This is a genomic window from Pseudomonas sp. LG1D9, assembly GCF_002949995.1.
In the GTDB taxonomy this organism is placed as follows: Bacteria; Pseudomonadota; Gammaproteobacteria; order Pseudomonadales; family Pseudomonadaceae; genus Aquipseudomonas; species Aquipseudomonas proteolytica.
This window is the reverse complement of sequence record NZ_CP026881.1, coordinates 924,197-949,943: the sequence shown is the minus strand read 5'-3', so window position 1 is coordinate 949,943 and position 25,747 is coordinate 924,197. Positions and strand designations below refer to the sequence as shown.

The following is a 25,747-nucleotide window of genomic DNA, read 5'->3' as shown; positions in this document are numbered from 1 at the left end:
CATAATGGCCGCCGCTTTCGCATTTCCAGATAGGCTCCGACATGCAGGAAAACCCACCGACGCCCGCCAAAGACTCCGCGCCCACGGGCACCCAGACCCTGTTGCGCGGCCTGGGCGTGGTGCAGGCGGTGGCATCCGGGGCGCGGGATCTCAAGGAGATTGCCCGGCGCATCGGCACCACTCGCAGCACCACGCATCGCCTGGCCAGTTGCCTGGTGGACGAACGCTACCTGCGGGTAGTGCCGCAAGTCGGCTACCTGCTGGGCCCCAAGCTGATCGAGTTGGGCTTCCAGGCCCGGGAAGAACTGCCGCTGGTGACGCTGGCGATGCCTTATCTGGATGAGCTGTCGGCGCTGACCGGCGACACCATCCACCTGGCGATCCGTGAATACGACGATGTGCTGTACCTGCACAAGAATCCTGGGCGCAACGGCCCGGAAATGCGCTCGCGGGTCGGCCACCGCATGCCCCTGGCACGTACCGGGATCGGCAAGGCCTTGTTGCTCGATGATTCGCAAGAGGAATGGCAGCGCCTGTATCAGGCCAGCTTGCCGGTAGGCGGGAAAAACCTGCACTGGCCGCAGCACCCGGAACAATCCTGGGAGCAATTCGAGCAACGCATGCGCGAATATGTCGCGGGCGGCTATGCGTTCGACCTGGAAGACAACGAGCCGTCGATCCGCTGTGTGGCCGCGCCCGTGCGCGATGCCAGCCGGCGGATTGTCGCCGGCATCAGCATCGCCAGTACGGTGCCCTACATGCCGCTGGAAAAAATGGCCGAGCTGATTCCTGTGGTCAAACAGGTTGCAGCACGGCTGTCAGCGGAGTTGGGGGCGAAGGCCTGATCAAGCCTTCAGGGTGGTCATGTCGATCACGAAGCGGTACTTCACGTCGCCAGCAATCATGCGCGCATAGGCTTCGTTGATCTGGCGGATATCGAGCATTTCGATGTCGCAGGTAATGCCATGCTCGGCGCAGAAATCCAGGACTTCCTGGGTTTCTGCAATGCCGCCGATCAGTGAGCCGGCCAGCACTTTACGGCCCAGCACCAGCTTGGCAGCGTTGACCGGAGGGTCTACCGGCTCGATCAAACCCACCAGGATATGCACGCCGTCAAAGCGCAGGGTATCGAGGTAGGGGTTGAGGTCGTGCTGCACCGGGATGGTGTCCAGCAGGAAATCAAAATGCCCGGCGGCGGCTTTCATCTGCTCGGCATCGGTGGACACGATCACGTGATCGGCGCCCTGGCGCCGGCCTTCTTCTGCCTTGCTCGCGGAGCGGGTGAACAGCGTCACTTCAGCGCCCATGGCCTTGGCGAACTTGATGCCCATATGGCCCAGGCCGCCCATGCCGAGAATCCCGACCTTGTCGCCGGCCTTGACGCCATAGTGCTTGAGCGGCGAGTAGGTAGTGATGCCTGCGCAGAGGATCGGTGCGGCGCTGGCCAGGTCGAGCTTGGCCGGAATCTTCACCACGAAGTGCTCGCTGACCACGATGCTATCGGAGTAGCCGCCCATGGTGTTGCTGCCGTCCACGCGATCCGGGGTGGCATAGGTCATGGTCGGGCCTTCGAGGCAGTACTGCTCCAGGTCCGACTTGCAGGCTTCGCAGTGGCGGCACGAGTCCACCATGCAGCCCACGCCGACCAGGTCGCCGACTTTATGCGCGCTGACGCTGGCGCCGACGGCCGTGACCTTGCCGACAATCTCATGGCCCGGCATCAGCGGGTAGACGGCGATGCCCCATTCGTTGCGAGCCTGGTGGATGTCGGAGTGGCAGACGCCGCAGTACAGAATCTCGATTGCCACGTCATCGGCCCGCGGGCTGCGGCGCTCGAAAGACATGGGGGCGAGGGGAGTGGTGGCCGACTGGGCGGCGTAACCGATGGCGGTGTACATGGTGAAAACCTCGCAAAAGCTTGGACGGGAAAGGTGGCGAATTCTGCGCGTGGACCCGGTGGGCGAACATGGCAAATGCTCCGAGTCTCATGCCTATTCGTCCGGGAGTGCCCCTGGATTGGATTCATTGGCCGCCAGACCTGCGATGATGTTCTCATCCCTTTTTCGCGAAGTTTTTGCCATGTTGTTGACTCGCCATCTTGATGCCAACGCCACGCTGGTTTCCTTGATTGAGGGGCTGACGCCCCGCGATGGTTTTTCCCCGACTCACCTGGCGGGTGTGAAGGTGTTGCGCGCCAGTTGCGACGTAGCACGCGGCCCGCAGATCTACGAACCGAGCCTGATGTTCGTGGCTCAGGGCAGCAAGGTCGCCTACCTGGGCCCCAGGACGCTGGAGTACGGCGCCGGGCACTACCTGATCCAGGCAATGCCGGTGCCGTTCGAGTGCGAGACGTTTGCCATGGCCGCCGATGCCCCGCTGTACGGGGTGACTGTGGGTATCGATCGGGTGGTGTTGGGCGAGTTGGTGATGGCCATGGGCATGCAGGCTGGCCCACCGCCGACGGCGCAGACGTTGGAGTCGATGAGCTCGGTGGTACTGGATGACGCGATGCGCGGTTGCGTCGAGCGGCTGTTGCAGTGCCTGCACGATCCATTGGAAGCCCGGATCATGGGGCCGGCGCGGGTCCGGGAATTATTGTTCACCGCACTGCGTGGGCCCCAGGCCGATGTGCTGCGCGCCCTGGTGGAACAGCAGGGGCAGTTCTCGCGGATTGCCACGTCCTTGAACCACCTGCATGCCCATTACGCCGAACCCCTGAACATCGAGACCTTGGCCGGTTATGCGCATATGAGTGCGTCGACGTTCCATGAGCACTTCAAACGTTGCACCTTGTTGTCGCCGGTGCAGTACCTCAAGCGTCTGCGCCTGCTCAAGGCCCAACAGCTGTTGCTGGTGGAAGGCATGGGCGTGGCGCAGGCGGCGCATAACGTGGGGTATCAGAGTACGTCGCAGTTCAGTCGGGAATATAAACGCTATTTCGAGCGTAACCCGGGTGAAGAGCGCGCCGCATAAATCCCGTAGATGCCTCTATCTAAATGTGGGAGCTTGCTCGCTCCCACATTAGATTTGTGTCGGCCATAAAAAAAGGCTCTCCAGTGGAGAGCCTCATGTTCAAGCAGATGGCTTACATATTCGGGTAAGTCGGCCCGCCCGCGCCTTCCGGTGTCACCCAGGTGATGTTCTGCGAAGGGTCCTTGATATCACAAGTCTTGCAGTGCACGCAGTTCTGGGCGTTGATCTGGAAGCGCTTCTCACCGTCTTCCTGGGTGATGACTTCGTACACGCCGGCCGGGCAGTAACGCTGCGCCGGTTCATCGTAAAGCGGCAGGTTGGTGCCGATCGGGATGCTCGGGTCCTTGAGTTTCAAGTGGCACGGCTGTTCTTCTTCATGGTTGGTGCTGGAGAGGAACACCGAGCTCAACTTGTCGAAGCTCAACTTGCCGTCGGGTTTTGGGTAGTCGATCTTCTGGCTGTCCTTGGCCAGCTTGAGGCAGGCGTAGTCCGGCTTGGTGTCATGCAGGGTGAACGGCATTTTGCCGCCGAGGATGTTCTGGTCGAACCAGTTGAAGCCAGCACCGATGATCGGGCCGAACTTGTGCATCGCCGGGCCGAAGTTGCGGGTGGCGAACAGTTCTTCGTAGAGCCAGCTGGCTTTGAAGCTGTCGACGTAGGCGGTCAGCTCATCGCCGCCTTCGGACTCGGCGAACAGGCGATCAGCCACGGCGTCGGCGGCGAGCATGCCGGACTTCATTGCGGTATGGCTGCCCTTGATCTTGGCTACGTTCATGGTGCCCAGGTCACAACCGATCAAGGCGCCGCCCTTGAATATCATCTTAGGCAGCGAGTTGATGCCGCCCTTGGCCAGGGCGCGCGCGCCGTAGCTGATGCGCTTGCCGCCTTCCAAGTACTGGGCCAGCACCGGGTGATGCTTGAGGCGCTGGAACTCATCGAACGGCGACAGGAAGGTGTTGCTGTAGGACAGGTCGACGATCAGGCCTACGACCACCTGGTTGTTTTCCAGGTGATAGAGGAAAGAGCCACCGGTGTTCTCGTTGCTCATGATGTCCAGCGGCCAGCCGGCGGTGTGGACCACCAAGCCAGGTTGGTGCTTGGCCGGGTCGATTTCCCAGATTTCCTTGAGGCCGATGCCGTAGTGCTGCACGTCGGCGTCGCTGTCCAGGTTGAAGCGCTGGATCAGTTGCTTGCCCAGGTGCCCACGGCAGCCTTCGGCGAACAGCGTGTACTTGCCGCGCAGTTCCATGCCGGGGGTGTACAGGCCGTCTTTTGGCTGGCCTTCACGGTCCACGCCAAGGTCGCCGGTGATGATCCCGCGCACTACGCCGTTTTCGTCGAACAACACTTCTTGGGCGGCGAAGCCTGGGTAGATTTCCACGCCCAGGTTCTCGGCCTGCTGGGCCAGCCAGCGGCACAGGTTGCCCAGGGAGATGATGTAGTTGCCTTCGTTGTGCATGGTCTTGGGCACAAAGAAGTCTGGAACCTTGGTGGAGCTGTCGCTGCTGCGCAGTACATAGATGTCGTCGCGCACGACTGGGGTATTGAGCGGGGCGCCCAGCTCTTTCCAGTCTGGGAACAATTCATTCAGGGCGCGTGGCTCAAACACGGCACCGGACAGGATGTGTGCGCCGACTTCGGAGCCTTTTTCGACCACGCAGACGCTGATTTCCTTACCGGCTTCGGCGGCCTTCTGCTTCAGTCGGCAGGCGGCAGACAGGCCCGACGGCCCTGCGCCGACGATGACCACGTCGAATTCCATGTATTCGCGTTCCACAGGCTATCTCCTACTCAAGGCTCAACAGTTTTTTTTCTAATGGGTGGAGGTTCGGTGTTTTGTCCGTCGTCTTCTGCGCCAATTTCTTACAAAAGGGCAGGGGACGACCCACCTTTCTCTCTAGGTGGCGCATTATATCTACACCACTCTCAGCGTCCAATACAAACGTTTGTTTGAATTGCCCGCGAGCTAGGTAAATCAAAGCAACGCGGCTTATATCTGACCATTTTGCTGTATTGACCGGAAAAGGTGTTCCGGTCAATATACGGTCGGTTTTGCGCTTCTCGTAGGCGGACTGCCGGTTTCAAGGCCACGTCCAAAGACAAGGCACTGCTTGGGCAGGTTGACGCGCACGTAATGCTGGCGCGCAGTTTACACGTTGCGACGATGAATGACTTGTCAGTCACCGCTGACGAACGGTCTTTATTATTGAGTACGTGCAACGTTACCTGTCACGACGGCCTGCGTTTTTAGAGGTGCCCTTGTGCGCCGTTGAGCATCTACCGCCAGGTTTATCCGGGCGGCTTCCTTTTCACCGGAGAGTAACGAGGAATCCATGAAGGTTCTTGTAGCTGTCAAACGCGTTGTCGATTACAACGTGAAAGTTCGCGTCAAGGCGGACAATTCCGGCGTCGATCTGGCTAACGTCAAAATGTCGATGAACCCTTTCTGCGAAATCGCCGTGGAAGAAGCCGTACGCCTGAAAGAAAAAGGCGTTGTGACTGAAATCGTCGTCGTTTCCGTAGGGCCATCCACTGCTCAAGAACAGTTGCGTACTGCTCTGGCGCTGGGTGCTGATCGCGCCGTACTCGTCGAATCCGCTGAAGAACTGACCTCGCTGGCCGTTGCCAAGCTGCTCAAGGCCGTTGTCGACAAGGAACAGCCGCAACTGGTGATCCTTGGCAAACAGGCCATCGACAGCGACAACAACCAGACTGGCCAGATGCTGGCTGCACTGACCGGTTACGGCCAGGGCACCTTCGCTTCCAAAGTCGAAGTCAGCGGCGACAGCGTTGCCGTGACCCGCGAAATCGACGGCGGCGCGCAGACGGTTTCCCTGAAACTGCCGGCCATCGTCACCACCGACCTGCGTTTGAACGAGCCGCGTTATGCGTCCCTGCCAAACATCATGAAAGCCAAGAAGAAGCCTCTCGAAGTGCTGACTCCGGATGCTTTGGGCGTTTCCACCGCCTCTACTAACAAGACCGTTAAAGTCGAAGCGCCAGCTGCACGCAGCGCGGGTATCAAGGTCAAGTCGGTGGCTGAACTGGTCGAGAAACTGAAAAACGAAGCGAAGGTAATCTAACAATGACTATCTTGGTAATCGCAGAACACGACAACAAGGTGCTGGCCCCGGCCACCCTGAACACCGTTGCTGCTGCCGCCAAAATCGGTGGCGACATCCACGTACTGGTCGCTGGTCAAGGCGCTGGCGCCGTGGCTGAAGCCGCAGCAAAAGTCGCGGGCGTGAGCAAAGTACTGCTGGCCGATAACGCTGCCTACGCGCACCAACTGCCGGAAAACGTTGCCCCTCTGATTGCAGAGCTAGGAACTGGCTACAGCCACATCCTGGCTGCCGCCACCTCCAACGGCAAAAACATCCTGCCACGCGTTGCTGCGCAGCTGGACGTTGACCAGATCTCCGAGATCGTTTCGGTCGAAAGCGCCGACACCTTCAAGCGCCCGATCTACGCCGGTAACGCCATTGCCACCGTGCAATCGACTGCTGCCGTCAAAGTCATCACCGTGCGTGCCACCGGTTTCGACCCAGTTGCCGCCGAAGGTGGTTCGGCTGCCGTTGAAGCAGTTGCTGCTGCCCACGATGCTGGCACTTCCAGCTTTGTTGGCGAAGAACTGGCCAAGTCGGACCGTCCTGAGCTGACCGCTGCCAAGATCGTGGTTTCCGGCGGGCGTGGCATGCAGAACGGTGACAACTTCAAGCACCTGTACGCCCTGGCCGACAAGCTGGGCGCGGCAGTCGGCGCTTCGCGCGCGGCGGTCGACGCAGGCTTCGTACCCAACGACATGCAGGTCGGCCAGACCGGCAAGATCGTGGCGCCACAGCTGTACATCGCCGTCGGCATCTCCGGCGCGATCCAGCACTTGGCCGGTATGAAAGATTCCAAAGTGATCGTTGCGATCAACAAGGACGAAGAAGCACCGATCTTCCAGGTGGCTGATTACGGCCTGGTGGCGGACTTGTTCGAAGCCGTACCTGAGTTGGAGAAGCTGGTCTAAACCAGCCGCTTCACTTATAAAGAGCCCGGTCTTATGACCGGGCTTTTTTTTGCATGCCACTTTTGATCGGGAACCACGCCATGGAACTGCGTCGCTGGACTGTACTGCTGGGCCTGTCACTGCTGCCGACCTTGTCTATCGCAGCCGGCAAATGCGAGCGCCTGGTGGTGACCGGCAGCCCGGATGCACCGCCCTATCTGTGGCGTGATCCGCAAGACCCCACCCACCTGATCGGCGCCAATGCCGATGTTTTGCAACAAGTGGCCAAGGAATTGGGGCTGAAAATCGACCTGCTGTATGGCGGCAAGCGCTCCCTGGCCCTTGAGGAAGTACGCAGCGGGCGCATGGACATGCTGGTCGATGCGCCGTTGAGTGTCAGCGAACTGGAGACCCTGGACTACATCCATCCGGCACTGATACAGGCCGATTATCGGGTGTGGACCCGCATCGACTCGCCCCTGGTCTATAGCAGTGCAGCAGACCTGCATGGCCACAAGGGCGCGGTCTCGGAGCGGGCGCGCCTGTCCCCGGAATTTGAAGCCTTTGCCAGTGAACACCTGACCCTGGAACGCCTGCCAACCGTGACCCCGGCCTTGCAGAAGCTGCTGCTTGGTGAAGTGGACTACGTGCTGGCCGGACGATACTCCGGCATGGCCATGGCCCAGACCTTGGGCATGAGCAAAGACCTGCTGGCCCGTGAACTGCCGATTGATCAGCCGGGGTTGTTCCTGGCGATTTCCCACAACTCGGCCTGCAATGATCCGTGGTTGCGCGGACAGCTCGCCAAAAAGATGACAGAATTGGCCGCGTCCGGTCTGACGGAAGCCGCGTTGCAGCGCAATATCGAACGCTGGAAGACGCAGTTGCAGCAACCCGTCGGTACCCCAACAAAGTAGGGATTTTTAGTGACTATTCGACCTCTTTTCGCCGCCCTCGCCGTAGTAACGCTGGCGGGCTGTGCCGCAGATCCTGCGCCGAATGAGCAAATGCGCCTGACCCAGCAAGCCCTGGAGCAAGCCGCCGCCGTGGGGGCCGTCGCTGACGACGTGCCTGAGTTGAAACTCGCCGAGACGAAGCTGGCCCAGGCCAAGGCCGACATGGCTGACGAATCCTACAAGGACGCCCGCATGCAGGCTGAACAGGCCGAACTCGACGCCCGCCTGGCCGAGGCGCGGGTCCTGACGCAAAAGAGTCAGGAACAGTTGAATGTCCTCAACACCCGTATCACCCGCCTGCGCAAGCAGCTGGGAGATGCCCAATGAACCGCCTGACATATGGGCTGCTATTGAGCAGCTTGGTGCTGGCAGGCTGTGCCAGCCATCCCAATAGCGACACCGTGTTGCAGCAGGCGGGCAGTGACTTCCAGAAGGTCAAGGAAGACTCCAATGTATTGCGCATTGCGCCCAAGGACGTGATCCGCGCCGGTGAGTCCCTGGCCCGCGCCGACCGTCTGTCCAGCTACTGGGGCAGCGGTGGCGACGTCGTGCATTACGCCTACCTGAGCCAGCGCTACAGCGCCATCGCCCGGGAGCATACCGAGCTGGTGCTCAACGAAGAACGTGCGGCCAAGCTTGAGCTGGAACGTCAACGCCTGCAACTGGCGCTGCGCGAGGCCAAGTTGTTGAGCGTGCAGCAACAGGGCAAGTGGCTGGAGGAGCAGATCGCCAGCCTGACCACCACCCAGACCGATCGTGGCCTGGTAATGACCTTGGGCGACGTACTGTTCGACACCGGCCAGGCGGAGCTGAAAAACTCCGCCAACCGTACAGTGCTGAAGATCGTGCAATTCCTGCAACTGAACCCCAAGCGGGTGGTGCGGATCGAGGGCTATACCGACAGTACCGGCGGCGAGCAGGAAAACCTCAAACTGTCCCGTGACCGTGCACAGGCCGTGGCGGACGTACTGGTCGACCTGGGGATTGATGAAAAACGCATCCAGGTGGAAGGCTATGGCGATCAGTACCCGGTGGAAGCGAATGCCTCCGAGCGAGGTCGTGCGCAGAACCGGCGTGTGGAAATCGTCTTCTCCGATGACAAGGGCCAACTCGGCGCTGCGCGCTAACCCAGGGCGCGTGCGGTGGATGTGGGAGCTGGCTTGCCTGCGATAGCATCGGCGCGGTACATCTGAACACTCGCATCGCCAGCATCGCAGGCAAGCCAGCGCCTACCGGGTATGTGGCGCATCCGCTATAGAACCCGATCCTTGATCGGGTTTTTCATGCCCGCAATTCAGTTCTCAACCCATACAGTTTTTTCTATCACTGCCGCTCGTCCTCGACTATTGTGGCAACTGTCCCCGTACACTTCTAAACTGTGCCGGTATGTTTCACACAAAAATAAAATACCCGTGAAATCGAGTGCTGCGTCATGACCAATCTCTTGCTTTACCAACGTATCGCCCAGCAGTTGGCTGAGGATATCCGGCGCGGTGTCTATCAACCGGGTGAGCGCGTGCCATCGGTGCGCAAGATGAGCTCCCAGCTCAATGTCAGTCATGCCACAGTGTTACAGGCCTACGCCAACCTTGAAGACCAGGGGTTGATCCGTGCGCGGCCGCAGTCCGGGTATTACGTGCACCAGACACCGGCCCTGACCGCCCCGACGCCGGATATCGCCCGGGTCGAGCGCCCCGGCCTGGTCACCCGCAGCAGTATCATCCAGCAGGTCCTGGTGGAATCCCGTCGCGAAGGGGTGTTCCCGCTGGGGGCCGCTGTGCCCAGTGTCGATTACCTGCCGGTGCGGGCGCTGCACCAGCAACTGGCCAAGGTCACGCGCTTCCAGAGCCCACGGGCGTTCAGCTATATGTTCAGCCCGGGTTTCGAGCCGCTGCGGCGCCAGGTCGCTATCCGTATGCGCGATGCCGGGGTGGTGGTCGATCCGTCCGAAGTGGTGATCACCCACGGGTGTGTCGATGCATTGCAGATGTCCTTGCGGGTGCTGACCCGCCCCGGTGACCTGATCGCCGCTGAATCACCGACCTACTACGGGCTGCTGCAACTGGCCGACCTGCTTGGCCTCAAAGTCATCGAGATTCCCAGCGACCCGGCCACCGGCATGAGCCTGGAAGCCCTGCAGTTGGCGGCCAACCAGTGGTCGATCAAGGCCCTGGTGTTGACCACCCGCCTAAGTAACCCCCTGGGCGGCACCATGCCCGAAGAACGGCAGAAACAACTGCTGCGCCTGGCCTCTGACTTCGATATCCAGATCGTCGAAGACGATATCTATGGCGAGTTGATGTTCGAACTGGGCCGCACCAAAGCCCTCAAGGCCTATGACCGCCTGGATCGGGTGATCTACTGCTCCAGTTTCTCCAAGACCCTGTCCCCGGGCGTGCGTATCGGCTGGATGATTGCCGGCAAATACCAGCAGGAGATCCAGCGCCTGCAGATGTTCAGCACGCATTCGGCGTGCAGCGTCACGCAGATGGGGGTGGCGGCGTACCTGGAGAACGGCGGTTACGACCGCCACCTGCGTTACATTCGCCAGGAGTACCGCAAGAATCTCAGTGCCTTCCAGTTGGCGGTGCAGCAGTATTTCCCGGAAGGCACGCAGATGAGCCGGCCGACGGGCGGCTTTATCCTGTGGGTCAGCCTGCCGGGCAGGGTCAATACCCAGGAGCTACACGTGCGCGCCTTGCAGCAGGGCATCAGCATTGCGCCGGGGCTGATCTTCAGCAATACCGAACAGTTCAACCACTGTATTCGGCTCAATTGCGGCACGCCGTGGAATCGCGAGGCGGAGCGCGCCCTGATGACCCTGGGCATGCTGGCCAACCAGTTATGCCAAGAGGCAGCGGGTGGTTTTTGAAGCGCCAAAACGGGGCATGAACGGTAGCTGGCTAATCACCGCGCTTGTCATGCCGCGCTCAACAAGCGAGCATATGGCCTTCTGCCGTTAATGCTGTTGGCGATATGACCTCTATTTTTCCTGCCGCGCTGTTGATCTGTCTGGCGAGCCTGTGCAGCACCACGTCTGTACTGGCAGCGCCTGCCAGTGCGCCAGTGGTGCTGGCAGCCGCCGAACAAAAGCCGACGCCGGCTAAAAAAACGGTCCAGGCAAAACAAACCGCCGCGGCCAAAAAAGCGGCGAAGGTGAAGAAGCGCGCACCCATCGCGAGCAAGTCCAAGTCGGCGCGTGAAGTAGCGCAGACCCAACTGCCACCAGCGCGTTTGGACCTCAGCCTACCCCAGGAAATGGTGCGGCATTTGCAACCCCTCGGCACCATGCCGCAACCCAAGAACGTCCCTTTGTTACCGCCCATGTTCGATGAGAAACCGGTGGATAACAGCGCATTCCAGATCAACGGGCGCTTGCTGAGCAACGAAATGCAACTGCAAATGCGCAATGAAGAGCGACGCGATGTGGAAGGCGCGGCCCTGGATTTTGAGTTCAAGAATTAATCTTGCCTGCCAAAGTGACCTGATCCCCTGACCTTCTGTCGCAGACTGGTCAGTCACTTTTGTTTTCTGCGAAAAACCCCTGTTAGACCATTTTAAAACGGATGTTTTAGGGCGTACTCTAGCCCGGCCATCAACACTTTGTCGTCGAGGACCTGCTGGTCATGAAATGCCGTGAAGGCTGTGGCGCCTGCTGTATAGCCCCTTCCATCAGTTCGCCGTTGCCCGGTATGCCCAATGGCAAACCCGCGGGCGAACGCTGCCTGCATCTGTCGGTCGAACAGCTGTGCCAATTGTTTGGCCTGCCTGAACGGCCCGCGGTGTGCGGTGCCTTCGCGGCGGATCTTGAGGTCTGTGGTACTAGCCAGGAAGAAGCGATCAGGTTGATCGGCTGGTGGGAGCAGATGACGGCGGCGTAGTGGGCTTTAATGTCAGAACTTCAACAATAAGGAATACAACAATGGGTTCGCTGAAACGAATGGCTGTGTTGTGCGGTTTTACAGTGTTGTTTGCGGCTGCCGCACAGGCAGAAGAATGGCAGGTTGCCAAGGACGAGGAAGGTATCAAGGTTGCCTTGAGTGAAGTGGCCGGGTCCAAATACAAGGCTTATCGCGGCGTGACTGTGATCAAGGCGCCATTGGCCAAGATCAAGGCCCTGCAGGACGATGTAGTCGGTGCCTGTAAGTGGATTCACGAATGCAAGTCGCAGAAGCTGCTCAAGAAGGAAGGCGACAAGAGCTGGACCTACACCCAATTCAAAGCCCCGTTCCCAGTCACCGATCGTGACTCGATCCTGGAAATCACCACGACCCAGGCCGCCGACGGCAGCGTGACCCGCAAGTTGCTGGAAGTGCCCACCTATCTGCCGGAAGAGAAAGGCTATGTGCGTGTGGCCCAGGTCGAGGGCTTCTGGAAACTGGTGCCTAAAGGCGCCGACCAGACTGAAGTGACCTACCAGGTCCACACCGAGCCTGGTGGCAGCGTGCCGTCCTGGTTGGCCAACAAGTTCGTGGTTGACGCGCCCTTCAATACCTTGAAAGCCCTCAAGGAACGCGCCGAGAAGCCTTAAGCGCAGCCGAGCAGTGCCTCCAGCCTTGAGTGGAACGATCATCGCGCCCTCAAGGTCCAAATAGATGTGAGCCCATCCATGGGCTTTATCGAGGAGGCACTGATGCAAAACTGGCAAGTTACCTTCGTTGATGATCACGGTGTGCAGTCCGTAGAGCTGTTCAGCTGCGCGCAGAAGCCCAGCCTCGAAGACGCCGCACAGATGATTCGCGCCAAATTGCTGCCCATCCCCGCTCAACTGGACCTCAACGATCTGGACGGCCGGATCGCCGAGCCGACGGTCAAAAGCCTGAAGGACCAGAACAGTATCCAGATCCTCGACATTTCTCCCGCCCCCTGAACATTCCCTGTACGTCGTTAAAGCGCTGCTGGTGGAGCTGATAGCTTCGCGCTACTCTGCAAGAGAGATCAGCGAATGAATCGCTAAGGTCTGGTCTTGTCAGCTACATGCTTGTTTTCCTGCGGTGATGTCATTGCCGTCCACCTGCGCCGTTCACGCGCAGGCCCTGGGAAGCACGGAAAGTCTATCCATCGGTTGAGGAGGACGTTTCATGAGCACAGCCTATCAAGAAGACATCAGCACCCACGTGTTACGCCGCATGAAAGAGGGCGGCTTTGACTTCTCGCGTTTCCACCCCATCGAGTTCTACGCCATTTTTCCGGATGAGGAACGTGCGCGCCGGGCTGCGGGTCGGTTTCGTGGGGAGTCCATCAATGCCCAGGTCAGCGCACGGGATGACGGTGCCTGGTTCCTGGAATTGAGCAAGGTCATGTTCGCCACCTATGACGGTATCGGTGATTTCGAGCAGGACTTTGAGGCGGTAGTCGAGCCCTTGGGCGGGATTATCGAAGGGTGGGGCGTCAAGCACGAGGTTCGTGGGTTACCCATGTAGACACATGATCAATAACGCAGCGTATCGGCTGACCCTTGGGTCGGCCGATTTTGTTTGTGGCGGTGCAAAGTGCCGGGAACTAAATATGAAAAAACCGGCACAAAAAAAGGCCACCGGAGCAGGGTGGCCAAAAGGGAAGATCGGTGAGAAGGGGAACCGATCAGTATTTGCACAGGCAAATTACCGACGGTGCTGTGGAGATGGTGTAGGACGAATCCTGTTCAGCGAATGTGGGTGATTATCCGCAGGCATTCCCCGGCAGTGAAATCAACTCTGACTATGCTGGTGATAGGCAATGCCTGCGTCTCTATGAAGCGTGCGGGGCGAGGCCCGGGCATTTGCTGCACCAGGATGGTGCGGCGCTGCCTTTGACTATATCCAACTGATTGATACTTAAGTGTTTATGCCGCTGGCACGGGCCTTGCGACAGTCCGTTGCGTCCGGGTGACAAGGAGTTCGGCATGATCCGCACTTATTACGATGAAATGTACGATGAGGCCGGCCAGGTCCGGCCTCACTATCGCGAGTTCGCCCGTTGGCTGGCTGAAACCCCGCCCGAACTGCTGGCCCAGCGCCGGCGTGAAGCCGATTTGCTGTTTCACCGCGCTGGTATCACCTTCACCCTGTACGGCGACGAGCAGGGCACCGAGCGCCTGATTCCCTTCGATACCATCCCGCGCAGCATTCCCGCCAGCGAATGGAGAGTGGTCGAACGCGGCTGCATTCAGCGGGTCAAGGCATTGAACCTGTTCCTTGCCGACCTGTATCACGACCAACGGATTATCAAGGCCGGGATCATTCCGGCCGAGCAAGTACTGGCCAACGAGCAATACCAACTGGCGATGCAGGGCCTGGATTTGCACCGTGATATCTATTCCCACGTCTCGGGTGTCGATCTCGTACGGGATGGCGACGGCAGCTACTACGTGCTGGAAGACAACCTGCGCACCCCCAGCGGCGTGAGCTACATGCTCGAAGACCGCAAGATGATGATGCGCCTGTTCCCCGAACTGTTCGCGGCCCAGCGCATCGCCCCGATCGATCATTACCCCAACCTGTTGCTCGACACCCTGAAAAGCGCCAGCCCGCTGGAGAACCCCAGCGTGGTCGTGCTGACGCCTGGGAGATTCAACAGCGCGTTTTTCGAACATGCCTTCCTTGCCCGGGAAATGGGCGTGGAGCTGGTGGAGGGTGCCGACCTGTTCGTACGTGACGACCGCGTGTTCATGCGTACCACTGACGGCCCCAAGGCGGTGGACGTGATCTACCGTCGCCTCGACGATGCCTACCTCGACCCGCTGGCCTTCAACCCGGAGTCGATGCTCGGCGTGCCGGGGCTGTTGGCCGCCTACCGTTCGGGCAACGTGGTGCTGGCCAATGCCATTGGCACCGGGGTAGCGGATGACAAGTCGGTGTATCCCTTCGTCACCGACATGATCCGTTTTTACCTGGATGAAGAGCCGATTCTCAAGAACGTTCCGACGTTCCAATGCCGCAAGCCTGACGAGCTTTCCCACGTCCTGGCGAATCTGCCGGAGTTGGTGGTCAAGGAGACCCAAGGTTCCGGTGGCTACGGCATGCTGGTCGGCCCGGCCGCCACGGCCGCCGAGATCGAAGCCTTCCGTGCGCGGATCAAAGCCAAGCCCCATGCCTACATCGCCCAGCCGACCCTGTGCCTGTCGACGTGCCCGACCTTTGTCGAAAACGGCATCGCGCCCCGGCATATCGACTTGCGGCCGTTCGTCCTGTCCGGCAAGGAAACCCGCGTAGTACCGGGGGGGCTGACCCGTGTGGCGCTGCGCGAAGGCTCGCTGGTGGTCAACTCGTCCCAGGGCGGCGGCACCAAAGACACCTGGGTGGTCGAGGAATAAAACCATGTTGAGCAGAACTGCCTCGGATTTGTATTGGATGTCACGCTATCTGGAGCGCGCGGAAAACCTCGCGCGCATGCTGGATGTCAGCTATTCACTGTCACTGATGCCCCAGGATGGGCGTGGCGATGGCTTGCACGAACTGGCCATGCCTCTGCTGATCACCGGCACCCTGGACGACTACCGCGAGCGTCACGGCGAGTTACACGCCGAGCGCCTGCTGCATTTCTTCGCCCTGGACGCCGCCAACCCGGCGAGTATCTACAGTTGCCTGGGGGCGGCCCGCGCCAGCGCCCATGCCGTGCGTGGGCGGATTACCGCGGACATGTGGGAAAACATCAACGCCACCTGGCTGGATATTCGCGTCATCGCCCAGGAAGGCCTGAGCCGTTATGGCATGAGCCGTTTCTGCGAGTGGGTCAAGGAACGTTCCCACCTGTTTCGCGGCGCGACCTACGGCACCATCATGCGCAATGACGCCTTTCGTTTTATTCGCCTAGGCACCTTTATCGAAAGGGCCGACAACACCCTGCGCCTGTTGGACGCCCGCTACGAGATGGCCGGGGACCAGGCCGAAGTGGTGATTGATGGCACCGCCCATGCCTATTACCAGTGGAGTGCGCTGCTGCGCGCCTTGTCGTCATTCGAGGCCTACACCGAGATCTACCGTGATGCGCCCGGTGCTCGCCAGGTGGCCGAACTGTTACTGCTGCGCGCCGATGTGCCGCGTTCTTTGCGCGCGTGCAGTGAAGAAATCGACCAGATTCTCGCCAGCCTGCCTGGCATCAATGGCCGCCCGGCACAGCGCCTGGCTGCCGAGATGGACGCACGCCTGCGCTTTACGGCCATTGACGAAATCCTCGAGGAAGGCCTGCACGCCTGGCTGACCGATTTCATCCCACTGGTACGCCAGTTGGGTAACGCCATTCATCATTCCTACCTGGAGGCGGCATGAGACTTTCCATCAGCCACGAAACCACCTACCGCTACGAAGACCAGGTGCGCGCCAGCATCCAATATTTGCGCCTGACGCCTCACGACAGCGAGCGCCAGCATGTACTCAGTTGGCAGCTCGATTTGCCGCGTCCGGTGCGGGCCCAGTTGGACCCGTTCGGCAATATCCTGCATGTGCTGACCATGGATGAGCCCCATGAATCGATCATCATCGGTGCTCGCGGCCAGGTGGATATTGACGAGTGGCGCGAGGCCGAACATGACAGCCAATCGCCATTTCCCTACCAGCGTGCCACGCGCCTGACCGAACCGGACGAGGCCCTGCGCGCCTTTGCCCAACAGCACTGCGGCAAGCGCCGGGATCGCAATGCACTGATCGACCTGATGCACGCCCTCAACCAGCACATCGTCTATGTGCCGGGAGCCACGCAAGTGGAGACCTGTGCGGCCGAGGCGTTCGCCGGGCGTGCCGGCGTTTGCCAGGATCACGCCCACGCCTTCCTGGCCTGCGCCCGCAGCCTGGGGATCGCTACGCGGTATGTGTCGGGGTATTTGTACAGCGAGGACAGCGAGCACCTGGCCAGCCATGCCTGGGCTGAAGCCTGGCTGGATGACGCCTGGTACAGCTTCGATGTGACCAACCAACTGGCCCGCCCGGAGCGCCATTTGAAACTGGCCGTGGGCCTGGATTACCTCGACGCCTGCCCGGTGCGCGGCATGCGGCGTGGCGGCGGGCATGAGCAGATGCACGCACGGGTATTCGTGGCGCCGACCCCGGTGATCCTGGTGCAGCAGCAATAATCCCGCCGCCTCCTACAGGACATCGGTATTTACACAACTTTCAGACACTGACGAACTCCCCTGTGGCGAGCGGGCTCGCCCCGCGCTGGGCTGCGAAGCAGCCCCAAAACCAGCCGCTACGGAGTATCTGATACACCGCATCTCCCGCCCGCCACAACAGCCCTCTCTGCCAGGATTTATGCGCTGCGGCAAAATTGTGTAGATGCCGATGCCTACAAGGCCGCGCCGGTTTTGCGAGCGGCCATATGCTTCAAATACTCCACCAGCAGGTCCAGTTCGGCATCAGGCAACACGCTGGCGGCAAACGCCGGCATCTTCGCCTGCGGCCAATGCCTCAGGCTCTGGGGATCGCGGATATAACGCTTGAGGAAGTCGCTGCCGAAGTACTCGGTCGGGCTGTAGGGCACATTCAGGTCCGGTCCTACCTGCGCGTCCCCCGCGCCATTTAGACGATGGCAGGCCAGGCAGTTTTTCTGAAACAGGGCGAACCCCTGGTTGATCGGATCATCCGCCGCCAGAGCCGGGTCGGGCAGCAGCGCCGGGAAGCGTTCGGCAACGGTTTTCAGTTGTTTGATCGTCGAGATCTGGAAGGGCCATTGTTCCGGGCTGATCCCGCTCGCCTGGGGCTGGGTCCACACCAGATAGAACGGCCCGGCGCTGGGCTTGCCATTGGCCAAGGGTGGCCAGGGCCGGGCCGGATCTTCAACCGCCAGCCACGCCTGCGCGCCGCTTTGCGCAAGCAGCGGCGCGGCGGCCAGTTCGGCGGCAAAACCATCGAGCGCCACCGCCTGCACATGGTTCTGCACGGTCAGGCCCGGTAAGAGTGCGGCCATCGGTACGGCGCGATAGGTCATATTGCGCTTGTAGGAAACGTCATCGACGATCTGCACGGTCTGGGCAGCCGGGTGCTTGAGCAGCTCGGCGGTGTGCCAGGTGGTGCGGCTGTGATCCAGCTCGATGGTTAACTCGGCGGCGCTGACGGGGCCGACCAGGACCATTAGTAGGACAATGATTTGTTTCAAGGCGCAGCCCAGGTGGCAATGGCGATACGGGCTACGATAGCGGAAAACCGCCGCTCAACTGTATGCAAAAAAAGACAGCCCCAGCCACGGGAACGCTTTACGCGGTTGCCCGGGCGGTGCTGCCAAAGGCTGCAATGTCGAGGTGTGACCTGCCTGCTCAGCCAATGATCTTGGTGAGATTGGGCAAAATCAGAATCAGAGTAGTGGCGAAGAGAATTAGCCCCGCCTGGCGAACTTTCGATTGTTTGAACATGGCTGACTGCCTTTTGTTGTTATTCCTGAGCGTCAAATGCGCCGATGCAAGCACCATCCATTCGTTACGTTAAGCCGACTAGATGGCATTTTTCTTACAGCTGCTCCAGCAAGACCCGGCAGCAGCTTCATACACTTCTTACTGATTCAACCTTAGAGCCCATGTGCGGCGTGGCTTAGATCGCTTTCATATCAAGTTATATTTAAATCCTTTTAAAAGGGTATGAGGCATATAGCCATCTTCGCGCCAGGCCCTTGGCTAGACAGCTAAAACGATTAACCCGGTGTTTCCGACAGTCCGCTACCGTTCGTCTGAGCGCGGTCGTCAAGGTCAATGAGCGCATTGGTCATTGAATCTGCCCTCGTGGCGCTTAAGGTAAGGGCACGGTCGGCTCTCGCCTTGAGAGCTCCATTGCACAGTGGTTCGAGGACGTCATGACCCAAGCTTTGATCTTTGATGCGATACGCACGCCCCGGGGCAAAGGCAAGGCCGATGGCGCGTTGCATAGCGTCAAACCGGTGAACCTGGTGGCCGGCTTGCTCACCGCTCTGCAGCAGCGCAGCGACCTGGATACCCGCCAAGTGGATGACATCGTGCTTGGCTGCGTTACGCCCGTTGGGGACCAGGGCGCGGATATCGCCAAGACCGCTGCGCTGGTGGCTGATTGGGATGTGAGCGTCGCCGGTGTGCAGGTCAACCGCTTCTGCGCGTCGGGCCTGGAGGCGGTCAACCTCGGCGCGATGAAGGTGCGCTCCGGCTTCGAGGACTTGGTGGTGGTGGGCGGTGTCGAGTCCATGTCGCGCGTGCCCATGGGCAGCGACGGCGGGGCCTGGGTGTTGGACCCGCAGACCAATATGCACAGCCACTTCACACCCCAGGGGATCGGCGCCGACCTGATCGCCACCCTGGAGGGTTTCACCCGCGAAGATGTCGATGCTTTCGCCTTGCACTCCCAGCAGAAAGCGGCACGGGCCAGATCAGACGGTTCCTTCAAGAAATCCCTGGTCCCAGTGCAGGACCAGAACGGTATCGTGCTGCTGGATCACGACGAATTCATCCGTGGCGATTCGACCCTCGAAGGGTTGGGCAAGCTCAAGCCCAGCTTCGAAATGATGGGCCAGATGGGTTTCGATGCCACTGCCCTGCGGGTCTACAGCCATGTCGAGCGCATCCACCATGTGCACACACCGGGTAACAGCTCCGGAATTGTCGATGGCGCGGCCTTGATGTTGATCGGCTCCGAAGCCCGGGGCCGCGAACTGGGCCTGCAACCGCGGGCGCGCATTGTCGCCACGGCGGTGACCAGCACCGACCCGACCATCATGCTCACCGGCCCAGCGCCCGCCACCCGCAAGGCCCTGGCCAAGGCCGGCCTGCGAATCGAGGACATTGACCTATTTGAAGTCAATGAGGCCTTTGCCTCGGTGGTGCTCAAGTTCATCAAGGACATGGGCATCGACGCCGCCCGCGTCAACGTCAATGGCGGTTCGATTGCCATGGGCCACCCGCTGGGGGCCACGGGCTGCGCGATCCTCGGCACCTTGCTCGATGAACTGGAGGCGCGCCAGCAGCGCTACGGCCTGGCCACGCTCTGTGTGGGCGGCGGCATGGGTATCGCCACCATTATCGAACGCCTCTGAGCCTAAGGAATCTGTCATGACCGATGCCATTCGTTACGAAAAAGGCCAGGACCAGATCGTGGTGCTGACCCTCGACATGCCTGGCCAGAGTGCCAACACCATGAACGCGGACTACCGCGAGGCCATGGCCGCCACTGTTGCGCGGCTGGAAGCTGATAAGGATGAGATCGCCGGGGTCATCATCACCTCGGCGAAAAAAACCTTCTTTGCCGGCGGCGACCTCAATGAACTGATCAAAGTCGACAAGCCGCACGCCAAGGCGTTCTACGACATGGTCCTGGGCCTGAAGGCGCAATTGCGCAGCCTGGAAACCCTCGGCAAACCGGTGGTGGCCGCGATCAACGGCGCAGCCCTCGGCGGTGGCTGGGAGCTGTGCCTGGCGTGCCAGCATCGGGTGGCGCTGGATCATCCTGGCGTACAGATCGGCTTGCCGGAAGTGACCCTCGGCCTGCTGCCGGGCGGCGGCGGAGTAGTGCGCATGGTGCGCATGCTGGGCCTGGAGAAGGCCTTGCCGTATTTGCTCGAAGGCAAGAAGGTCAGCGCGCAAAAGGCCTTGCAAGCGGGCTTGATCGACGAGTTGGCGGCAGACCGGGAAGAGCTGCTGGCCAAATCCCGGGCCTGGATCCTGGCCAATCCTGCGGCCAGGCAACCTTGGGATATCAAGGGCCACCAGATCCCCGGCGGCACGCCGTCCAACCCAAAAGTTGCGCAGATGCTTGCCATTGCACCGTCGATCCTGCGCAGCAAAACCAATGGTTGCTTCCCAGCGCCGGAGAAAATCCTCTGTGCTGCCGTGGAAGGCGCCCAAGTGGACTTCGACACCGCGCACCTGATCGAGACCCGCTACTTCACCGAACTCACCACCGGCCAGGTGGCGAAGAACATGATCGGCACCTTCTGGTTCCAGCTTAACCAGATCAACGCCGGAGGCTCACGGCCTGCGGGGTTTGCGCCGTATGTCACGCGCAAGGTCGGCATCCTCGGTGCCGGCATGATGGGCGCAGGGATTGCCTACACCAGCGCATCGGCGGGGGTGGACGTGGTGCTCAAGGACGTGACGCTGGCGGCGGCAGAGAAGGGCAAGGCCCATTCGGCGGCGCTACTGGACAAGAAAGTCAGCCGTGGGCAACTGACGGCTGAGCAGCGCGACAGCACCCTGGCGCGGATCCATCCGACAGACAGCGACGCCGACCTGGCCGGTTGCGACCTGATCATCGAAGCGGTATTCGAAGACCGCGACCTCAAGGCCAAGGTCTCGGCGGCGGCCCAGCGTGTGGTAGGGGGCGAGGCGGTGATTGCTTCCAATACCTCCACCTTGCCCATCAGCGGCCTGGCGAGCGCGGTGCCTGATCAAGGCAAGTTTATTGGCCTGCACTTCTTCAGCCCGGTGGAAAAAATGCCGCTGGTGGAAATCATCAAGGGCGCCAATACCAGCGATGAAACCCTGGCCCGCGGTTTTGATTTCGTACTGCAAATCAAGAAAACCCCGATTGTGGTGAATGACAGCCGTGGCTTCTTCACCTCGCGGGTGTTCGGTACCTTTACCAACGAAGGCATCACCTTGCTTGGCGAAGGCGTGGCTGCGCCGATGATCGAGACTGAAGCGCGCAAGGCCGGGATGCCGATTGGCCCGCTGGCAATCTCTGACGAAGTTTCCCTCAGCCTGATGAGCCATATCCGCCAACAGACAGCCAAGGATCTGCAGGCCGAAGGCAAGGCACTGCCCGAGCATCCCGCCTTTGCGGTGATCGATCTGCTACTCAATGAGTACAAGCGCCCGGGCAAGGCGGCGGGAGGTGGTTTCTACGAGTACCCCAGTGGTGGCCAGAAATACCTGTGGCCAGAGCTCAAGGTGCGCTTTGAAAAACCCGGCCAGCAGATTTCGGCGCAGGACGTGCGCGACCGCCTGCTGTTTATCCAGGCTATCGAAACGGTACGGTGTGTGGAGGAGGGCGTCTTGATGTCCACCGCCGATGCCAACATCGGTTCGATCTTCGGCATCGGCTTTGCCGCCTGGACCGGCGGGGCGTTGCAGTTTATCAACCAGTACGGGCTGAACGACTTCGTGGCGCGGGCGCGTTACCTGGCCGAGCAATACGGCGAGCGGTTCAACCCGCCGGCCTTGCTGCTGGAAAAGGCCGCCCAAGGCGCTACGTTCTAGCCACCCGGCCAGACACGGTTGGGGCTTGCCTTGAAAGGGTATTTCAGGGCAGGCTGGTGGGTGTGCGTTATTCCCATCACCGTGTCAGGTATTTTTTATGTCGCTACGCGTCTGCATTCTGGAAACCGATATCCTGCGTCCGGAACTGGTCGATCAATATCAAGGTTACGGGCAGATGTTCCAGCGCCTGTTTTCACAGCAGCCGATTGCCGCCGAGTTCATCGTCTACAACGTGATGCAAGGTGACTACCCGGCTGACAGCGAGGTGTTCGACGCCTACCTGGTGACGGGCAGCAAGGCGGACTCTTTCGCCACCGACCCGTGGATCGAAACCCTCAAGGCCTACCTGTTGAACCGCTACGAGCGGGGCGACAAGTTGCTCGGCATCTGCTTCGGCCATCAACTGCTGGCGCTGCTGCTGGGCGGCAAGAGCGAGCGCGCGAGCCAGGGTTGGGGCGTGGGCACCCACAACTATCAACTGGCCGCCAAGGCCCCGTGGATGAGCCCGGTGGTGGAAGAACTGACCCTGTTGATCAGCCATCAGGACCAGGTCACGGCGTTGCCGGAAAACGCCACGGTGATTGCCTCCAGCGATTTCTGCCCGTTTGCCGCTTATCACATTAATGACCAGGTGCTGTGCTTCCAGGGGCATCCGGAGTTTATCCACGACTACTCCCGGGCCTTGCTCGATATTCGCCAGCTCAACCTTGGCGAGCAGATCTATCAGCAAGGCGTCGCCAGCCTTGCCCGCGACCACCACGGCGTCACCGTGGCGGAATGGATGATGCGCTTTGTGGCCCACAAGCCGCAGGTTGCCTGACCCTGGCCGGCTGGGGTGGGCAGGCTACAGCCACCCCGAACGCTTGAAGCTGGCCCACAAGCCTGTGCACCCCGCCGCGATAAATCCCAATACCGCAAAATAGCCGTAGTGCCATTGCAGCTCCGGCATGTTCTGGAAGTTCATCCCATAGATCCCGGCCACTGCCGTGGGGAACGCGAGGATCGCCGCCCAGGCCGCAAACTTGCGCTGCACCACGCTCTGGCGCGAGGCTTCGAGCAGCACGCCGATCTCGATGGTCTGGCTGGCGATGTCACGCAGGGTCGAAAGGTCTTCCATCTGCCGTGTGACGTGGATCTCTACATCGCGGAAGTACGGGCGCATGTTCTTGTCGATAAACGGGAAGCTCAGCTTCTGCAGTTCCTCGCTGATCTCTACCATCGGCGCCACGTGCCGGCGCAGCCGCAGTACGTCCCGGCGCAGGCCGTGCAGGTTCTGGATATCGCGCTCATTGAGGGAGTTGCACAACACGTTGTGCTCCAGCGCATCGATCTCGGCGTGAATCGCCTCGCTCACGGGCTGGTAGTTTTCGGTGACAAAATCCAACAGCGCATAGAGTACGAAATCTTCCCCGTGCTCCAGCAAGAGCGGCCGTGCCTCACAGCGCTGGCGCACATAGCCGTAGGACGCCGAGTGGCCGTTGCGGGCGGTGATGATATAGCCGTTGCCGGCGAAGATATGGGTCTCGATAAACTCCAGCTTGCCCTCGTGGCGTACCGGCGAGTAGGTCACGATAAACAGCGCGTCGCCAAAGGTCTCCAGCTTCGGCCGGCTGTGTTTTTCCAGGGCGTCTTCGATGGCCAGTTCATGCAGGTTGAACTGGCGTTGCAGATTGGCCAGTTCCTGGGCGTCGGGCTCTTCCAGGCCGATCCACACAAAGTGACCGGGCTTGGCCGCCCAGGCGGCGCCTTCATCGAGGGTGATATCCCTGACTTTTTTCCCGGCGCTATAGACGGCCGCCGCAACAACTCTACCCATAATGCTGATCGCTTCTTTACAAGTGGCAGTAACCGGCCAGCTTAGCCTGAAACACCACATTGTAGGAGCCGGCTTGCCAGCTCCTACGATTCAGCGGTTTTGCAATTCTCGATCCATGGCTTCAATACACTCGACCATCTGCCCCCGGCACTTCTCCATCAACCCGGGCATGTCATCCATCGTCAAACCAGTCGTAGGAATTGGCGCCAATGACCGGATCAAAATATCGCCACTGTTCCAGCGATTGAGCTTCATCTGCTTCACATAGGTACTGACACACACCGGCACAATCGGCACCCCGGCGGCAATCGCCATCTGGAACGCGCCCTTCTTGAACGGCAACAAAGATTCACCCAGGTTGCGGGTGCCCTCCGGAAACACCCAAATCGACGTGTCCTCGTGTTGCAGGGTATGAGTGGTGGACAACATCGACCGTCGCGCCTTCTGGGCATTGCCACGGTCAATCAACACATTGCCCGCCAGCCAGAACAGTTGCCCGAACAGCGGCACCCACTTCAGGCTTTTTTTGCCGATACACACGGTGCGGTAGGGCACTACGTTGCCGAACACGAACAAATCGTAGTTGGACTGGTGGTTGGCAATAATCACGCAACTGCTGGGCTTGTTGCGCAGCGAGTCCACTTGCGCCTTGACCCGCAGCCGCAGGATCCACATGGCAGGCAGTGCATAGAGGCGCGCGCACAGGCGGCTGTTATCCGGGTTGAACGGCCGGCACACACCCAGCAACACCCCCAGAACACCGGCGATCAGAAAATGCAGGCCCATCAATAACATGCGTAAAAAATAGAGCATCGACACGGACCATCGGGACAAAAGGTGGCGCAGTGTACGGACGTGCACTGTATTCGGCAATTACCCCTGTAGAGGTAGGAGATGGGCGATGTTTAAGTACATGTTTCAACAGATTGAGACAGATGCCATCTAGAGCGGTTGCAAGGCAATTCTGAATGGCACGTAAGAAAAAGCCCGACACGTGGTCGGGCTTTATTTGATACAGGCGTGGGTGACTCAGCCCAGATGCTCCTGGTCCTGGATGATCGCGTTATCCAGCAGGTCCAACAGGCCTTTACGCACCTTCAGCTTGGTGTGCTTGTGAGCGTTCATATTGATCTTCTTCAACTGCCGCGCTGCTTCCAGGGCCGCCGCGTGCAACTCCTCTGGCGCTACCACCTTGTCGAGGAAGCCGGCATTCAATGCCTCCTGCGGGGTGAACATTTCGGCATTGATCACCGAACGATTAAACGCCGACTTACGCAGGCGATCACGTGCCAATTCAATGCCAGCGTGGTGCATGGTCATGCCGATCATGACTTCATTCAGGCCAATGCTAAATGGCCCCTCGACACCAATCCGGTAATCGGCCGACAACAACAAGAACGCCCCCTTGGCCACCGCATGCCCCGGGCACGCCACAATCACCGGGAAGGGGTGCGACAACAGACGGCGCGCCAGGGTCGAGCCCGACGTCACCAGGCTGACCGCTTCTTTAGGGCCGGCCGTCATCACCTTCAAATCATAACCACCGGACAGAATCCCCGGCGTACCGGTGATGATCACCACCGCGCGATCCTTCTCGGCCTGGTCCAGCGCTTCATTAAACGCACTGACCACGGCAGGGGAAATGGCATTGACCTTACCGTTGCTCAAGGTCAGGGTCGCGATACCGTCTTCGAGGTGGTAGGCAATCAACTCACTCATGACGCGATTCCTTGTAATACGTTTAATAGAAGGGCAGGCCGCAGACGTTACCCAGCATGACCGCCCCGGTAAAGCGCCGTGACTGACTGGCCAGTCAGCCTTTTCCCCACCCGCCGGCCTGGAGCAGGCCACGACAGCGCTCGCCAGCCACTCTGCACGCCTGT

General features: G+C 60.2%; 25 protein-coding genes. 19 read left to right on the top strand and 6 right to left on the bottom strand.

From position 1 onward, the window contains the following. Positions 1-41 precede the first annotated feature (41 nt). Positions 42-845, top strand: a complete 804-nt coding sequence (locus C5F71_RS04600; protein WP_029299664.1) for an IclR family transcriptional regulator — start codon at positions 42-44, stop codon at positions 843-845. Here C5F71_RS04600 and C5F71_RS04595 read toward each other — a convergent pair whose 3' ends face one another. Next, complete coding sequence (locus tag C5F71_RS04595; RefSeq protein ID WP_070994633.1) at positions 846-1,898, bottom strand: NAD(P)-dependent alcohol dehydrogenase; 1,053 nt, start codon at positions 1,896-1,898, stop codon at positions 846-848. A 181-nt stretch (positions 1,899-2,079) separates the two neighbouring features. Here C5F71_RS04595 and C5F71_RS04590 point away from each other — a divergent pair, with 181 nt between their 5' ends. Beyond that, the gene (locus C5F71_RS04590; RefSeq protein ID WP_029299660.1) at positions 2,080-2,973 is read left to right on the top strand and encodes an AraC family transcriptional regulator; all 894 of its coding nucleotides are present in this window, start codon (positions 2,080-2,082) and stop codon (positions 2,971-2,973) included. A 112-nt stretch (positions 2,974-3,085) separates the two neighbouring features. Here the strand turns inward: C5F71_RS04590 and C5F71_RS04585 are convergent, their stop codons facing one another. After that, positions 3,086-4,750: an electron transfer flavoprotein-ubiquinone oxidoreductase gene (locus C5F71_RS04585; protein ID WP_029299659.1), complete on the bottom strand. Its 1,665-nt coding sequence runs from the start codon at positions 4,748-4,750 to the stop codon at positions 3,086-3,088. A gap of 556 nt (positions 4,751-5,306) precedes the next feature. Here C5F71_RS04585 and C5F71_RS04580 point away from each other — a divergent pair. From C5F71_RS04580 to C5F71_RS04515, 14 genes are all read left to right on the top strand, one after another. Next, positions 5,307-6,056, top strand: a complete 750-nt coding sequence (locus C5F71_RS04580) for an electron transfer flavoprotein subunit beta/FixA family protein (RefSeq protein ID WP_029299657.1) — start codon at positions 5,307-5,309, stop codon at positions 6,054-6,056. Between the two features lie 2 nt (positions 6,057-6,058). Then, positions 6,059-6,988 carry an electron transfer flavoprotein subunit alpha/FixB family protein gene (locus C5F71_RS04575; protein ID WP_104910729.1) on the top strand — a complete coding sequence of 310 codons (930 nt, stop codon included), beginning with the start codon at positions 6,059-6,061 and terminating at the stop codon, positions 6,986-6,988. 80 nt (positions 6,989-7,068) lie between these two features. Beyond that, positions 7,069-7,884 carry an ABC transporter substrate-binding protein gene (locus tag C5F71_RS04570; protein WP_092237555.1) on the top strand — a complete coding sequence of 272 codons (816 nt, stop codon included), beginning with the start codon at positions 7,069-7,071 and terminating at the stop codon, positions 7,882-7,884. A gap of 9 nt (positions 7,885-7,893) precedes the next feature. Next, the gene (locus C5F71_RS04565) at positions 7,894-8,250 is read left to right on the top strand and encodes a DUF4398 domain-containing protein (RefSeq protein WP_029299652.1); all 357 of its coding nucleotides are present in this window, start codon (positions 7,894-7,896) and stop codon (positions 8,248-8,250) included. Continuing rightward, on the top strand, positions 8,247-9,050 hold the full coding sequence (locus tag C5F71_RS04560; protein ID WP_029299651.1) for an OmpA family protein: 804 nt from the start codon (positions 8,247-8,249) through the stop codon (positions 9,048-9,050). The genes C5F71_RS04565 and C5F71_RS04560 overlap by 4 nt, the downstream gene beginning before the upstream one ends. 305 nt (positions 9,051-9,355) lie before the next feature. Continuing rightward, a complete protein-coding gene (locus C5F71_RS04555) occupies positions 9,356-10,795 on the top strand; it encodes a PLP-dependent aminotransferase family protein (RefSeq protein ID WP_029299649.1) in 1,440 nt (479 codons plus the stop codon). Positions 10,796-10,899: 104 nt separating this feature from the next. Then, entirely contained in the window at positions 10,900-11,388 is a 489-nt protein-coding gene (locus tag C5F71_RS04550; protein ID WP_104910728.1) for a translation initiation factor 2, read from the top strand. A gap of 161 nt (positions 11,389-11,549) precedes the next feature. Then, positions 11,550-11,804, top strand: a complete 255-nt coding sequence (locus C5F71_RS04545; protein WP_029299645.1) for a YkgJ family cysteine cluster protein — start codon at positions 11,550-11,552, stop codon at positions 11,802-11,804. Between the two features lie 41 nt (positions 11,805-11,845). After that, complete coding sequence (locus C5F71_RS04540; RefSeq protein WP_092237549.1) at positions 11,846-12,454, top strand: START domain-containing protein; 609 nt, start codon at positions 11,846-11,848, stop codon at positions 12,452-12,454. A 102-nt stretch (positions 12,455-12,556) separates the two neighbouring features. Next, positions 12,557-12,793 carry a hypothetical protein gene (locus tag C5F71_RS04535; RefSeq protein WP_256588115.1) on the top strand — a complete coding sequence of 79 codons (237 nt, stop codon included), beginning with the start codon at positions 12,557-12,559 and terminating at the stop codon, positions 12,791-12,793. Positions 12,794-13,004: 211 nt separating this feature from the next. Next, the gene (locus tag C5F71_RS04530) at positions 13,005-13,346 is read left to right on the top strand and encodes a ribonuclease E inhibitor RraB (protein ID WP_029299641.1); all 342 of its coding nucleotides are present in this window, start codon (positions 13,005-13,007) and stop codon (positions 13,344-13,346) included. Positions 13,347-13,807: 461 nt separating this feature from the next. Then, positions 13,808-15,217, top strand: coding sequence for a circularly permuted type 2 ATP-grasp protein (locus C5F71_RS04525; protein WP_104910726.1), 1,410 nt, complete (start codon positions 13,808-13,810; stop codon positions 15,215-15,217). Positions 15,218-15,221: 4 nt separating this feature from the next. Next, positions 15,222-16,172: an alpha-E domain-containing protein gene (locus C5F71_RS04520; RefSeq protein WP_029299637.1), complete on the top strand. Its 951-nt coding sequence runs from the start codon at positions 15,222-15,224 to the stop codon at positions 16,170-16,172. Then, complete coding sequence (locus C5F71_RS04515; protein WP_029299635.1) at positions 16,169-16,972, top strand: transglutaminase family protein; 804 nt, start codon at positions 16,169-16,171, stop codon at positions 16,970-16,972. The genes C5F71_RS04520 and C5F71_RS04515 overlap by 4 nt, the downstream gene beginning before the upstream one ends. Positions 16,973-17,184: 212 nt before the next feature. On the opposite strand, the gene C5F71_RS04510 is transcribed toward C5F71_RS04515, so the two are convergent. Next, entirely contained in the window at positions 17,185-17,994 is an 810-nt protein-coding gene (locus C5F71_RS04510; protein WP_104910725.1) for a cytochrome c, read from the bottom strand. Positions 17,995-18,681: 687 nt separating this feature from the next. Here C5F71_RS04510 and C5F71_RS04505 point away from each other — a divergent pair. The 3 genes from C5F71_RS04505 to C5F71_RS04495 all read left to right on the top strand — a co-directional run bounded on the left by C5F71_RS04505 (position 18,682) and on the right by C5F71_RS04495 (position 22,868). Beyond that, positions 18,682-19,887 carry an acetyl-CoA C-acetyltransferase gene (locus C5F71_RS04505; protein WP_104910724.1) on the top strand — a complete coding sequence of 402 codons (1,206 nt, stop codon included), beginning with the start codon at positions 18,682-18,684 and terminating at the stop codon, positions 19,885-19,887. 16 nt (positions 19,888-19,903) lie between these two features. After that, on the top strand, positions 19,904-22,048 hold the full coding sequence (locus C5F71_RS04500; RefSeq protein ID WP_104910723.1) for a 3-hydroxyacyl-CoA dehydrogenase NAD-binding domain-containing protein: 2,145 nt from the start codon (positions 19,904-19,906) through the stop codon (positions 22,046-22,048). A 97-nt stretch (positions 22,049-22,145) separates the two neighbouring features. Continuing rightward, positions 22,146-22,868 carry an amidotransferase gene (locus C5F71_RS04495; protein WP_029299627.1) on the top strand — a complete coding sequence of 241 codons (723 nt, stop codon included), beginning with the start codon at positions 22,146-22,148 and terminating at the stop codon, positions 22,866-22,868. A 24-nt stretch (positions 22,869-22,892) separates the two neighbouring features. On the opposite strand, the gene C5F71_RS04490 is transcribed toward C5F71_RS04495, so the two are convergent. From C5F71_RS04490 to C5F71_RS04480, 3 genes are all read right to left on the bottom strand, one after another. Further along, positions 22,893-23,864: a magnesium and cobalt transport protein CorA gene (locus tag C5F71_RS04490; protein ID WP_104910722.1), complete on the bottom strand. Its 972-nt coding sequence runs from the start codon at positions 23,862-23,864 to the stop codon at positions 22,893-22,895. A 90-nt stretch (positions 23,865-23,954) separates the two neighbouring features. After that, positions 23,955-24,677, bottom strand: coding sequence for a 1-acylglycerol-3-phosphate O-acyltransferase (locus tag C5F71_RS04485; protein WP_029299623.1), 723 nt, complete (start codon positions 24,675-24,677; stop codon positions 23,955-23,957). Between the two features lie 216 nt (positions 24,678-24,893). Continuing rightward, positions 24,894-25,583 (bottom strand): crotonase/enoyl-CoA hydratase family protein, encoded by a 690-nt coding sequence (locus C5F71_RS04480; protein WP_029299621.1) that lies wholly within the window; start codon positions 25,581-25,583, stop codon positions 24,894-24,896. Between the last annotated feature and the right edge of the window lie 164 nt (positions 25,584-25,747).